Annotated in this window: 17 protein-coding genes; 10 read left to right on the top strand and 7 right to left on the bottom strand. The window is 35.3% G+C overall.

From position 1 onward, the window contains the following. Nucleotides 1-61: 61 nt before the first annotated feature. The 7 genes from FLAPXU55_RS03010 (at nt 62) to FLAPXU55_RS02980 (ending at nt 6112) form a co-directional block, all read left to right on the top strand. The gene (locus tag FLAPXU55_RS03010) at nt 62-613 is read left to right on the top strand and encodes a hypothetical protein (protein ID WP_180856504.1); all 552 of its coding nucleotides are present in this window, start codon (nt 62-64) and stop codon (nt 611-613) included. 69 nt (nt 614-682) lie between these two features. After that, nucleotides 683-1021, top strand: a complete 339-nt coding sequence (locus FLAPXU55_RS03005) for a hypothetical protein (RefSeq protein ID WP_180856503.1) — start codon at nt 683-685, stop codon at nt 1019-1021. Next, entirely contained in the window at nt 954-2183 is a 1230-nt protein-coding gene (locus FLAPXU55_RS03000) for a hypothetical protein (protein ID WP_180856502.1), read from the top strand. Before FLAPXU55_RS03005 ends, FLAPXU55_RS03000 begins: the two co-directional genes overlap by 68 nt. After that, the gene (locus FLAPXU55_RS02995) at nt 2183-2665 is read left to right on the top strand and encodes a DUF6712 family protein (RefSeq protein WP_180856501.1); all 483 of its coding nucleotides are present in this window, start codon (nt 2183-2185) and stop codon (nt 2663-2665) included. The genes FLAPXU55_RS03000 and FLAPXU55_RS02995 overlap by 1 nt, the downstream gene beginning before the upstream one ends. A 6-nt stretch (nt 2666-2671) precedes the next feature. Next, nucleotides 2672-5575 (top strand): beta strand repeat-containing protein, encoded by a 2904-nt coding sequence (locus FLAPXU55_RS02990; protein WP_180856537.1) that lies wholly within the window; start codon nt 2672-2674, stop codon nt 5573-5575. Between the two features lie 73 nt (nt 5576-5648). Beyond that, nucleotides 5649-5903: a hypothetical protein gene (locus FLAPXU55_RS02985; RefSeq protein ID WP_180856500.1), complete on the top strand. Its 255-nt coding sequence runs from the start codon at nt 5649-5651 to the stop codon at nt 5901-5903. Then, a complete protein-coding gene (locus tag FLAPXU55_RS02980; RefSeq protein WP_180856499.1) occupies nt 5903-6112 on the top strand; it encodes a hypothetical protein in 210 nt (69 codons plus the stop codon). Before FLAPXU55_RS02985 ends, FLAPXU55_RS02980 begins: the two co-directional genes overlap by 1 nt. Nucleotides 6113-6318: 206 nt before the next feature. On the opposite strand, the gene FLAPXU55_RS02975 is transcribed toward FLAPXU55_RS02980, so the two are convergent. The 3 genes from FLAPXU55_RS02975 to FLAPXU55_RS02965 are packed head-to-tail and all read right to left on the bottom strand — an operon-like array spanning nt 6319 to nt 7643. Further along, entirely contained in the window at nt 6319-6759 is a 441-nt protein-coding gene (locus FLAPXU55_RS02975) for a hypothetical protein (RefSeq protein WP_180856498.1), read from the bottom strand. Nucleotides 6760-6819: 60 nt separating this feature from the next. Further along, nucleotides 6820-7449, bottom strand: a complete 630-nt coding sequence (locus tag FLAPXU55_RS02970) for a hypothetical protein (protein ID WP_180856497.1) — start codon at nt 7447-7449, stop codon at nt 6820-6822. A 44-nt stretch (nt 7450-7493) separates the two neighbouring features. Further along, nucleotides 7494-7643 carry a hypothetical protein gene (locus tag FLAPXU55_RS02965; protein WP_180856496.1) on the bottom strand — a complete coding sequence of 50 codons (150 nt, stop codon included), beginning with the start codon at nt 7641-7643 and terminating at the stop codon, nt 7494-7496. Between the two features lie 142 nt (nt 7644-7785). On the opposite strand from FLAPXU55_RS02965, the gene FLAPXU55_RS02960 reads away from it, so the two are divergent. Further along, the gene (locus FLAPXU55_RS02960) at nt 7786-8502 is read left to right on the top strand and encodes a hypothetical protein (protein ID WP_180856495.1); all 717 of its coding nucleotides are present in this window, start codon (nt 7786-7788) and stop codon (nt 8500-8502) included. On the opposite strand, the gene FLAPXU55_RS02955 is transcribed toward FLAPXU55_RS02960, so the two are convergent. The 4 genes from FLAPXU55_RS02955 to FLAPXU55_RS02940 all read right to left on the bottom strand — a co-directional run bounded on the left by FLAPXU55_RS02955 (nt 8499) and on the right by FLAPXU55_RS02940 (nt 10883). Further along, nucleotides 8499-9083: a glycoside hydrolase family 19 protein gene (locus FLAPXU55_RS02955; protein WP_180856494.1), complete on the bottom strand. Its 585-nt coding sequence runs from the start codon at nt 9081-9083 to the stop codon at nt 8499-8501. The genes FLAPXU55_RS02960 and FLAPXU55_RS02955 overlap by 4 nt on opposite strands. A 6-nt stretch (nt 9084-9089) precedes the next feature. After that, nucleotides 9090-9569 carry a hypothetical protein gene (locus FLAPXU55_RS02950; RefSeq protein ID WP_180856493.1) on the bottom strand — a complete coding sequence of 160 codons (480 nt, stop codon included), beginning with the start codon at nt 9567-9569 and terminating at the stop codon, nt 9090-9092. A 116-nt stretch (nt 9570-9685) separates the two neighbouring features. Further along, entirely contained in the window at nt 9686-10129 is a 444-nt protein-coding gene (locus FLAPXU55_RS02945; protein WP_180856492.1) for a hypothetical protein, read from the bottom strand. 22 nt (nt 10130-10151) lie between these two features. Then, the gene (locus FLAPXU55_RS02940; RefSeq protein WP_180856491.1) at nt 10152-10883 is read right to left on the bottom strand and encodes a sigma-70 family RNA polymerase sigma factor; all 732 of its coding nucleotides are present in this window, start codon (nt 10881-10883) and stop codon (nt 10152-10154) included. A gap of 514 nt (nt 10884-11397) precedes the next feature. Here FLAPXU55_RS02940 and dcm point away from each other — a divergent pair. Both dcm and FLAPXU55_RS02930 read left to right on the top strand, forming a co-directional pair. Continuing rightward, nucleotides 11398-12285 carry a DNA (cytosine-5-)-methyltransferase gene (dcm, locus tag FLAPXU55_RS02935; protein ID WP_180856490.1) on the top strand — a complete coding sequence of 296 codons (888 nt, stop codon included), beginning with the start codon at nt 11398-11400 and terminating at the stop codon, nt 12283-12285. A 182-nt stretch (nt 12286-12467) separates the two neighbouring features. Then, nucleotides 12468-12884, top strand: coding sequence for a hypothetical protein (locus FLAPXU55_RS02930; RefSeq protein WP_180856489.1), 417 nt, complete (start codon nt 12468-12470; stop codon nt 12882-12884). Nucleotides 12885-12942: the final 58 nt, after the last annotated feature.

The raw sequence follows: 12942 nt of genomic DNA, 5'->3' as shown, positions 1-12942 counted from the left end.
TAAGGCTGGTCGTGCTAAGGTGCGACCACTCTTATAACCAAAAGAAAAACAGTATATAAAAATGGGTTGTACATCAATTTCAAAAAGCCGTAAGTTAGCTTGTATGTCAGGTATGGCAGGGGTTAAAGCGGTAGGGGTTGCACCTTTTGACAGCTTAAACCGTCTTTCTGTAACTGGTGCGGGTGTAACTACTCTTGCAACAGTATTCAGCGGTTCAACTATCGCAAGGTTAGAACTTAAAAACACAACTGTTAACTATTTAGAAACTGCAACAATGGGTGGTGATAACCGCTCAACATCGGTTGTTGGTGATATTCCTTGTGTATTCAATGTTGCAAAAGGTACAGACTTAGAAACAGTAAAATTAATAAACGAACTTATCAAAGGTGAGGTTGTTTTGTTCTTAGAAAAGAATGACGGGTCTATCGTGGCGGCTGGTTCTCAGTTCGGAGCGGTAGCGACTACAGCCACAGACCAAACGGGTGGAGCTATCGCAGACTTAAACGGTTTTACGGTAACATTCCATACAGAGGAATCAGAATTTTCAAGAAACTACGTGCTTTCTTCAACTGCTTTAAGCGACTACGCAACAGCAATCAAACCTTACGTGTAAGCTAAATAATTAATCTAATAAAATAAGGCAGGCAATTAATATGCCTGCTTTTTTTTTAATAAAATCAATATGAAAGTTATCAAATTAAACCAGTTGGAGCAATTCAACTGCATACCAAGACAATATCCAAATTCAATGGACGAATTAAGCGTAAAGCTTAAGAATGAGTTAACCAATACTATGATTGATTTGGTGTTTACTTTTTCAGTTTCGGCTTCATATTTAAATATAGTAATTACAGACGTTCCCGCAGACTTTGAAAGCGGTAACAGGTACGAGATTACTGTAAGTAACATAACGAATAACAACAGCTTGGTTTACTTAGGTAAGCTATTAGTTGTTGACGAAAATACGGACGTACAAAACTATGAGTACAAACAACAAAGCAGCAGCCGTTACGAGTACTAACAATTTCGCTTTCGAGGCAAACGTATTAATGTCGGCTTTCCAGCCAATTGATATTAAACCAGCTTACGGGCGTAAATGGGTAACAAATGGTATAAATAACGGCAACTACAAACTTTATATCGATGCTTACGATGACAGCCCAACCAATGCAAGTATTATTAACGCTTTTGTTAACTACATCTACGGTTGCGGTATCTATGATATAAACGGGCAGAACATAAAGAAATACATATCAGATGAAGACGTATTGCTTTTATGCCAAGATTACAAGCTATTTGGCGGTTATGCAGTACAGGTTATTTGGTCACTAGCAAAGAAACCGCTTAGAATCGAACGAATTGACATTGCAAAGCTTGCTGTAAATCTAGACGAAAAGAACAATATCAACGGTTATTGGTATTCTTGGGACTGGTGCGCACAATACAAGTACCGCCCTGTACTTATACCAGTTTATACAGGTGTTTACAAAGGTAACGACTTAGAAATACTAAGCGTTAGAAGACCATCGAGAGAGCCGTTTTTCCCAGTTCCTGACTACTTGGCGGGTATTCCTTGGGCTAACGTTGAAGGGCAGCTTGCTAATGCTGGTAAAAACCACTTCTTGAACGCAATGAGCGTGTTAACGGTAGTAAACTATAACAACGGTCGTATTCACGAAAAAGAGGTTGCCGAAAAACAAGCTGAAAACGTAAGAAATAAAATCGTAGGAACTGACAACCAAAGCGGGGTGTTGGTATCATTCAACGAGGGACTAGAAGAAGCTACAACAGTTGACCAGCTTTCACCGCCTGAGCTTAACCAGCAAAACGTTTTTTATTCAGAAGAAGCCGAAAGAAAGCTAATTGTTGCGCATTCCGCACCACCTATTTTATTTGCTGGGTCAAACACTGGTAACGGATTCAGTTCTAATGCTGACGAAATCGCAACGGCAACCCGTGGTTTATTCAGAAGACATATAAACCCAATGCGTGAGGTAATACTTAACGGGTTGAATAAGGTTTTTAATGTAATCGATTCAAGTATTGAGCTGGATTTTGAAGACTTCAAAGAAGAAACCAAACTAGAGAATACCAACAATTCAACACGTTCGCAGGACTTGGAAAATATCAACCTTATTGATAAACCTGAAAACAATAACGAAGTTCCTAAAATCATTGAATAATGGCAAAGCAAAAGATATTAATCAAACCTAATACTATTAGTGAAACGGTGGGCTTTGGCGGTAACATCGACCCTGACCAGTTAGCACCAAGCATTGTTATTGCGCAGACTACGCAGTTAAAGAGAATCTTAGGACTAGACTTATACAATAAGATTTCAACTGACTATGCAGATGGAACACTTCACGGGCTTTATTTAACGATTTATACCGATTACGTAATAGATATGCTTTCGTTTTTCTCTTGCAGTATTTATTTATCAATCAATACAAGCAAGACAACCAACGCAGGAACTTACAAAGTCGGTGCTGAGGGTTCGAGCAACACACCCCTAAATGAATTATCGATAATCGGCAAAACATACGAATCAATCGCAATAAGCTACGAACAGAACTTTTACAAGTTCATAGAGAAAAACCCAGTACCTGAGTACGGACAAAATAACGAAGACAAAAACACAACCAACCTAATTGGCTGGTACTAATATTTTATGGCTCAAAAGCATATTAATACATCAACACCGAACGACAACTTAGGTGATACACTTAGAGACGCTAACATCAAATGTGAGGACAATTTCACAGAGTTATACGCTACTAAGGTTGATAAAATCAGCGGTAAAGGTCTTAGCACAAACGACTATACTACAGCCGAAAAAAACAAGCTTGCGGGTATTCCAGCAGATGCCGAAAAAAACGTACAATCTGACTGGTTAGATAACGATACAGCAAGCGACGCTTATATTAAAAACAAACCTGATATTCTTACGTCGGTTGAGTGGGGTGATATTACGGGTGATATTACAGACCAAGCCGATTTACAATTGGCTTTGGATTATAAACCGTCATTCGAATACGTTGACACTAAGGTAACACAGACAATCAACGAGGGTACAACAGGATATGCACCAAGTGAGGACGCTGTTTACAATGCTTTATTATTAAAACAAGACATAAGCGAAAAAGACCAGGCTAACGGTTACGCTGGGTTAGATAGTGCGGGCAAAATCCTTACTTCGCAGTTACCTAATAGCGTAATGGAGTACAAAGGAGTTTACAATGCTTCAACAAATACACCTACGCTGGTTAATGGAACAGGAAACACAGGAGACGTTTACCGTGTTACGGTTAGCGGTTCAGGAGTGAACAACTTAAATTTCGTAGTTGGTGATTATGTTGTATATAACGGTACGACTTGGGAGAAACAACACTCAGGAGCGGACAACGTAGTTAGCGTGTTCGGTCGTGCTGGTGTGGTTACTGCTATGTCAGGCGACTACACAACTGCACAAGTAAATGAAACAACAAACAAGAACTACCAAACAGATAATCAAAAGCTGTATAATGATGCAACAAGTTCAATTCAAACACAGTTAAACGGTAAACAGGCAACTATTACAGGAACAACAAACGTAATTCCAAAGTTTACAGGACTTTCAACATTCGGGAATTCGGCAATTTCTGACGATGGTACAAACATATTGATTACGCAAAACACAAGGATTACGGCTAGTATTCCGACTTTGTCACTTGTAAACTCGGCATCTTCACCAATTAACAAACGTTGGGACGTAAGAGTTAGCGGGAGCGATTTATTTTTTACTGAGGCAGGAGTTAGCAACCCTATGAGCATACAGGCAGGGGGTAACGTTGGTATCGGTACAATCACGCCAGTTGGTAAACTGAATGTTAACACAGGTCTTTCAGGTATTACGGTTGATGTGTCAGGACAAACGGAGGGTACAATCTCATTTGCCAATGGTGGTGGTAGTTCAGCAGTTCCAACACTTGTTGGTAAATCGTCAAATAATGCAGGATTGCAAATTATGGCGGGTGTAAATGAAAGCAACCCAAGTCCTGATATGATTTTAAACACTAGAAGCACAACAGGTCTTGACTTTACAGGTACAACAGGAACAGCGTTTCGTTTTACAAGATACGCAACATCTTTGGTTGATATTATGCGTAACGGTAACGTTGGTATCGGTACATCTTCGCCAAGTGCAAAATTACATATTGTTGATGTTAGCGGTGGGACTTTCTTTGATGGTTCAAACGCAACATATAACCGTTTTAAATCAACTGGGGTTGCTTCAACAACTGGTAAAGATTTATTGATTACTGCACAAAGTGGCGGTACAAATCCCGACTTATATTTAACAACTAACGGACGTGTAGGTATTGGAGTTACTTCACCAGTTGGAAGGTTGGATATTAACACGGGTGCTATTGGTTTATTTGACGTTTCAGGACAAACAAACGGGTCTGTTTCAATAGGTAATGCAAGTTCGATTAGTTCAGTTCCTGTTATCGTTGGTAAAAGCACCGATTCGGTAGGTTTATATCTTATGGGTTCAGCTTCAAACGGAAATTCAAACGCAGATATGCAGTTCGATATTAGAACAAATGCGGGTGTCGATTTTTCTGCAACAACTTCAGCAGGTTTTAGATTTTCTAGAATGGGTACAACACTTGTTGAAATTCTTAGAAATGGACAAACAACGTTCAATAGTACAGTGTTTGCTCCTACAGCATCAGCAGGAACTAGCAACACACAAGTTGCAACAACTGCGTTCGTTAATAATGCGATATCAGGGTTAACAAATGCAGTTTTAACAACGGGAAACCAAACCAAAACGGGTCGTCTTACGATGGCAAATTCAACCAGTGCAACAACTCAGTTATTGTTAACGGATACTAGTACAGTATCAGGGACAAATAACTCAGTGTTAAGAATTGTAAACTCAAACGTTAATAACTGCGCTTTAAGTATTTCAGATACTGGTGCGGGTGGTATTAGTGTTGTTTCATCAACATCAAATAACCCAGCTTTAGGGCTTTCGAATACGTCTACAGCTTCAACAGCCAGCGCAATTAATATGGTTGGTGCTGGTGCAGCAACAATGTTGATATGTCAAAATCCAAGCACATATACAGGTAAATTTGCTTTTTATTCTGTAAATAACGTTTCTAAGTTTGAGGTACAGAATGACGGTACAGTACAAGCGGGTGGGTTCGTTCGTAATGGTTCAAGCAGCAACGATTTCTTAATGGGTGATGGTTCGGTAAGAACTTATAAAACCTATGTAGGATTGATTACTCAGACTGGAACAAGCGCACCAACTGTTACAGTATTAGAAAACACGTTAGGAGCAACACTAACATTTGCATATAGTTCAACTGGTACGTTTACAGCTACGGCAGGTAGTACAGTATTTACAACTGATAAAACACTTGTTAATCTTGGAATTGGAAACTCAACAGCGGCAGTAATGGTTTTAAAAGCAGTACCGACAAGCACAAGCGTTGTTACAATTAATACTTACAATTCATCAGCTACTTTAACAAATGGTTTAATTAATAGAGCGACTTTTGAAATTAAGGTATTCAGCTAACAATAAAATTTTAACACGGGCGGACGTTTACGTTCGCCTTTATTAAAACTATAATAACCATAAACGAAAACAAATGAATATAGAACAACTAGCGTTAACGGTTATTTCTTTTCTAATCTCAGTAATTGGATATTTTATTAAACAATTATTTGAAAAGATACAAAAGCACGATACTATGATTAACGAACACACAACATCAATCAAAGTAATCGAAACCGAGCATAATACACTTAACAACCGTATAGATGATTTATTTACGGCAATAAAAGAACTTAGCCAAGAGATTAAACAACTCTCAAAAGAACTTAGCAAGAAAAAAGATTTATAATGATATTCCTAAACTACATAAAGAAACTAATTGAATACAACTCGAATCCATCTAGTAAACGCTTTATTGGTTTGGTGGCTGGATTAAGTTTATGCGCTTATATGTTTGTTTTTCCAAATGAAGCGGCCAATAATTCGGTTCTTATACTTGCATTAGGTGCATTGGGAATCAACGCAGCTGAGAAACTAATAAACATCAAAAAAAAGTAAATGAAGAAAGAAATTTCAACGGAAGTAAAAGACCTCTAAAGTAAAGCGGCCCAAACTTAAGCAGACAGCCCAGCAACAACAGATGCGTAGTAAGTTCGTAGATTCTTTACAAAGTTTCTAACAATTGAAATCATAATCAAAATCTTTGTTTATAAATTAAAAATAACAAAGTCCGGCACTCGCCGGACTTGTTTTTAAATATGTATTTACTCTTGATTTTCCTGCGAATTTTTGGCAATTAGATGTTCCGTTAGTTCATTTACTTTATTAATTACACCATTTGAAATATCTGCGTGTTTATTTTGAGTTACTAATAAGTTAGTTAAATCTCTAAATATTTCTGTAATGAGTCTTAATAATATCGTAAAAGTAAAAAAGAAACATAATAATAAAAATGGTAAAGTCTCACCAAAAGTCAAAGTCTTATAATAATTAGCTATAATAAAGTTAACTATCGTAAAAACTGGAAGAATATAATAGATAGAGAAAAAGATAATTTTTCCTAATGTAATTGATGCAATATAGTTATAAGCTTTATTAATCGACTCTATTTTTAAGCTTAAAAGCTTTGTTATTAATAAAAAAACTAGACTGCTCAAAACCCCTGTTATTATTGTGTCAGCATTTTTTAAAAACCATTCTGCCATAATTGTTATAAAGTATTTAGTTGTAATTACAATAGTACAAATCTTATATGAATTTTAAAATTATAAATTAGCTCCTAAGAGTTCTCGAAATTCTGTTCTAATCGCAATCATTATCGGTTGAATGTTGTTGTTAAGTCTTTGATAAGATGATACAGTATTCTTTTTAACTTCTCTATGAGGAAATACTAATTTGTTAACAGGATGGTTTGGGTTATAATCAATAGAAATTTGAAAAGATTCTTCTAAAAACTCAGCAAGCATTGATTCAAGATTTTCACTAAAAAAAATTAAATTATCATCGATGTATCTAACAACCTCCTCGTTAGAAGCTAAGAAATTCTTATGTAATTTTTCCTCGTTTTTTTCAAACGTTGTATCTCTAGGGATAAGTTTAATTTCAGCAACGAAAAGACCCAAATCGTTTCTACACTTATTTAGTAATGCGTAAGTTTCTTTTAATACCTTAAAACGCTCTTCGTGTAATTTGGTAAACTTGAAATTTTCCTTTGCTTTTAGTGAATCCAACTCACTTTGAAATTTTGCGATTTCTAATGAATGTTCTTTTTTGACGCTTTCAAGTTTCTTGTCAAAAGTGCTTTGAATTCTTCCTTCAGTAATTCTTGTTACAATTCCTGCAACCAAAGTCGCAACAATTGAAGAGCTGAGAATAGTAGTTAATACGTTTTCCATACTGCGAGATTTTTAACAAATATAATCAATCAATTTAAGTTAAATTATAGCCAAAACAATAAGACCGAAGAAAACAAAGTGACTAATGCTTTAAGAGCAGCCATTTCAATTTTTGATTCCTTTTCCATCTCTTTGAAATGGTTCTGCATTTCTACTCTAATATCTAAATATTGTTCTTCAAGCGATTTTTTCATTTTTACTCATTTTAGAAATATAAAGTAAATAGCAAAATTTTTAAAATCATTACGGTTTTACGTAACCTTAAAAAGAAGTATTAAAAAATGAAAGTGTTATTTTAATTGTTTTTCTTTGGAGAAGCTAAAATTTAATCTACTTATGAAAATAAAAGGACTTACATTAATCTTTGTTTTAACATCGATAATTACATTTTGGATAAACTTTATAGATTTTAAGTTTAATGCATTTTGGATATTTTCAAATAAAGCTGATAAAGCTGAAACGGTAATTGATAATCTTTGTTTGTCCTATATTGCGGGTTATATTTTTTATTTCTTAAATGTTTATTTAGTTGAGAAACAAGAAAAAAAATCTATTTTACCATATATTTCTTTTAAAACTAATCTTATTATTAGCAACAGTAATCATATTATTAAAGTCTTGAAACAAGATGTGCATTTAAAAGAGTTTTATCCAACCCTGAAAGAATTTGAAGAACGTTTAAAATATGATAATGTAAAGGATTTAAAAACATACAATTATGAAAATCATAATTTAGTATCGTTTTTAATGATTAGAAGAAATTCTACCGTGAAAACGATTAATAAAATTTTGAAGTCAGGAAAACACGTTGACGATGAATTAAAATCAATTTTATTTAGTTTAAAAGATTCTTTATTCTTGAAAAAAGGTTTTGCTTTTAATTTACCAACATTTGACATTAAAAAATTTCCTGACTACGACTTAGTATTTTTTAAATATTTCCAAGATATTGAAAGGCTTGATTTGTATTTTCATAAGAACTTTAAAAAGTATTATTTGTTGAATTATCCTAAACACTATCGCAGAAAATTAGCTGGCAAACTTAAGCGTTAAATAAGTTTAAGTTTGCTTACTTCTTTGAACAGGGTAGCACGCTCTGCTAAGCCTAGTAGCCCCCCGTTGATTTTCTTCGTAACCCGCTTGATACTTAAGTTGTTGTCATCATCTATGACAGCATTAATCTTATTCGTTTGCCAGTACCATAATGCGCTTACCAACGCATTAATTTCGCTTAATAATGTTTCGGGTTCTGTTAGTATTTTTTCGTCCTTTAAATGCTTAGAAAACGCCTCATAGTTATTGCGGCCAGTTAGCTGGATAAACCCACGACCACGATAACGCCAGCCGTCACCGCTTTCAACGTCACCGTTTCCCATACGGTCAGCATAAACCAAGTTTGCTATCTTTTCGGGTTGGCGTTGATATTGCTTTGCCATCTCTAAATCTTTAAAGTATTTAGGAAAAATTTTTAAAAGCCGTTCAGCTGAGTAGTTGAGGTTTTCGGTTCTTGGCACAAGCTTGCTTTCGTGGTAAAGTTGCGACCAAAAGTGTGCTCGTCTGATTTGGGTATCTACACCGTAACGATTAAGTACGCTATTGTATTTGGTGTTTAATTGTTGTATTAATTCATTCAATTGTTTTTAAAGGTTAATAGCTTCGTTATTTTTTAGCATCATTGAAAGCTTATCTATTATTTTAGCATTTGGGTCGAATGAGTTTTTAGGATAGCTATTACTTTCAAAATCAGGAATAAGGTTTGTAATATCCCAAAACCTTGGTTTGTCCGTATTGTTGTAAAAATTGATGTAATGAATGTAGATAGATGCATTTGGATATTTGAGTTGTAAAAGTCTTTTGGTTTCAAATAATCCTCTGATTTTTATTTCTTCAAGAATCCAAGTGTCGTACTGATTGTCGCTTTTGCTTCTGTTTTTTATTTCGCCAATTACCATATCTCTAGTTGTTCCAGTATAATAGCTGACATCCCAAGAAGCTGATGTAGTTTCTGAAAATTTGTTTATATCCCAGTCAGGTTGTTGCGTTATTTGGAAGTCACTGAATCTTGCTCGTCCAATTGCTTCATCTTTCGAGATGCTTTGGTTTATTTCGTTTGCTGTCATAATCTATCGTTTATTAATAAATATATGCTACAAGCGAAAAAATTAAATAGTAAGCGAAATTTTTTAAAATGAAATCTAAAATAAAATAAGCCAGTAAATAAATGCTGGCTTATTTATTATATGGAATTGAAAAACGATGTTATTGCAGTGAAGAAAGTCTTTTGTTTTTCTTGACGTGTTGGTTCGGCTGGTTTACTTTCGGTAACACCTGAGCTAACAAGGTACGCAAATGTTTGATTGTTGCATAATTTTGGTTGGCTGGCATCAGACCCGACAACATAGATAGGTGGGTTAGGTGCTGGCGGTTTTCCTGCGTGTGAATCTTGAATATCTTGTATCAACGATTGGCGGGTTTTGTTTTCCCACACCGTACACCCAATTAGCGTACCGTTGATGTATTTGTATTCTAAGCAGTTATTGTTTTTAAAGATGTACTTGTAAACGATTCCAGTTTCGAAATACATTGCAATCATACTTTTGTAGTATCTTATTCTAATTGTTTTGTTGTGCTCATTTAACACATAGGTTACGAGCTTGTTCTTGTTGAATTTTCTTTTCATTCATACCTTTTATTATTTTTCGTTATTGATGTGCCTGCTCGGTTGCTAGCAGGTCTTTTTTTAACTCTTGAACCTTTGACCAAAACACGTCAAAGTTATCAGCTGGCAAGCCCATAACCCTAGATGTTACTTTGGGCAAGTCCATAAACCGCCTATCGGTTAGGCTGTGAAAATCGGCTGGTGTCATTGTATCGCCAGCTTTAGAATAGTAAAACTTAGATTTGTAGCGTTCGAACATTAAAGTCTTTTTTGGGTCGGTCTGTGCTATCTCAACTTTCTCAGGCTCTTTGGTTAGTTCTTCTGTTTCGGCAGGTGTTGATTGTTCTATTACAACTATTGGTATCGAATCAGCTTCTTGGGTATGCTCAGTCGTTGAAGCAGGTTTACTTTCAGCTGGGGTTTTAATCATAGCTATCAATACATCTAAATCGACACTTAATTTTGTAGAGCTACCACCATCAACACCGTTAAAGTTTGATTTGTGGTTGGTGATGATTATTTTTTCTTTGCTTAGTTTGGTAACTCTGTTTTTTACGGTTTGATAGCTTATGTTTAGAATATCGGCTATAGTTTCGTATTTCATTTGAAAAGGTTTGCCGTTATCTTGGTAGGATAATATCAACTCAATTAATTGCCTATCGGTAGGTGAAAGAGTTTTTATGTAGTTTAATATTGGATAGCTTCTAATAAAACGTATTCCGTTATGTTGTTGTTGAAGCTGTTCTAACTTGGTTAGTTGTTTTTGTGTTGTCATTCATTTTTATTCTAGTATTTGTGTTATAGTCTAGTTTTTTACTTGGACTAGAAGCTGGCGGGAGCTACCCACCAGCACCAAGGTTTTGAAATCTTTACTGATTTTTACAATGGTACTTCTTAAATTTCAATAAGTCAATATTTTTCATCTATAATATTTTATTATGATATCATAATATATAGTTGTGGTTGAAGTTGTTTTTGTTTCTTGTCTTACAATATCTATAAGCATTTCGAGATACTCATTTGAGTACTTATTGTATTAATCTCGGTACTTATTTGAGTACAGCTTAGTACTCATTTAGGTACTGGTTGGTACTTGTTTGAGTACTTCTCGGTACTCATTTGAGTACGTCATAATAAGATAAAATAATAAGAAATAATAAAATACTATATAAGATAAATATAAAGTGATTCGAGAAAGTTCAAGTTATTTTATGGATAAAGGAAAGAATATACTTCAACAATAATCTTTACTTCAACGCAAAGCTGGTCGATACTTATCATAAAGTATTATGACAAAAACACACTTCAACGTACTGAGCCTATTCGACGGTATGAGTTGCGGACAACTAGCATTGCACAAAGCAGGTATAACTAACTTCAACTACTTTGCAAGCGAAATTGACAAATACGCAATGCGGATAACACAATCCAACTATCCAAATACTGTACAGCTTGGTAATGTTCATAACATCAAAGCAAATGACTTACCTCACATCAACTTACTGCTTGGCGGCTCACCTTGTCAGAATCTGAGCCAAACCACCATCAACAACATAAAGCACAATCAAGGACTGCAAGGCGACAAGTCTAGGTTGTTCTATGAGTATCTGCGAATCCTCAACGAGACCAAGCCCAAGTATTTTCTCTTTGAGAATGTTGCTAGTATGACGAACGCAAACCGTGACGTAATCAGCCAAGCGCTAGAGTGCGAACCAATCAGGATTAACAGCAATCTGACAACTGCCCAAGACCGTGACCGCTATTATTGGACAAACATACCAGTTGCGGCCCAGCCAATAGACAAAGGGATTGTTTTAGCGGATATTGTGGAGCAAAACCCAGCATCCAAGTATTGGTACGCTCAAAGCTTTGATTATCTTGGAGACAACGAAAAGGTACAAGCTACATTGCATATCAAAGGTCACGACATCTTAAAACGTGTTTATAACCTCAAAGGCAAATGTGGAACGCTTACGTGCTTAAAAGGCGGAAATCACCAAAAGAAAGTATTGCAGGACGGAAAACCAAGGAAATTGACACCGTTGGAGTATGAGAGACTGCAGAACGTACCCGAGGGTTACACGTCAGGGGTCAGCGATACCCAGCGTTACAATATGTTAGGAAACGGCTGGACAATCGATGTGATAGCCCATATTTTACAGGGGTTGGTAAAATAATATAGGAAAAAGTTGCGTATTTCAGATAAAATACGTACCTTTGTTGTATTCGAATTAAAAATTTATAGAAAGCGCACTATAAGTCCGAGACAAAGATATATAACTTAATTGAGTTACCAAAAGAAATTCATATAAATTTATATAAAAAATAAAATTTTAACATTTTAAACCAAAAATAAAGTATGAGTGAAATTAAATTGAACAAACATCAAGAGATGTTTATCGCAAATTTGCGAAAAGGAAAAACATTTGAAATTCCAAATGTTAAGCATTATATGGAACAAGCAGAATTAAATGATTTGTCATTTTACGAAACTATTAGGAATTATGGTGGTAAGCCGATTGTAAACCAAAACTTTGAGGATAAAGTAACTTCAATGATTATCAATTTCAATAGTCCAATTGTGAAGGTTAAATCTGATTTTTCAAGAATTACGAAGAGTCGTGTTGAAGAAATGGTTAGTGCGGTATATGGTGGTAGTTATCATTTGAAAGGTGAAGATATGGCGAAGGACAATCATATCGTTATAACCAACGATGATAAAGAAGAAAGTGTTTACTTGGGAAATTTGATAAGTCAATTTCTTTTTAAAGATTAAATCAATTTGCAAGGTCTAAAAGCCTTGCTGGTTGCAAGGGCAGTAAAACTGCAAAGCA

It is taken from the genome of Flavobacterium panici (assembly GCF_903819335.1).
Classification (GTDB): Bacteria; Bacteroidota; Bacteroidia; order Flavobacteriales; family Flavobacteriaceae; genus Flavobacterium; species Flavobacterium panici.
This window is presented reverse-complemented; position numbering and strand designations above follow the sequence as displayed.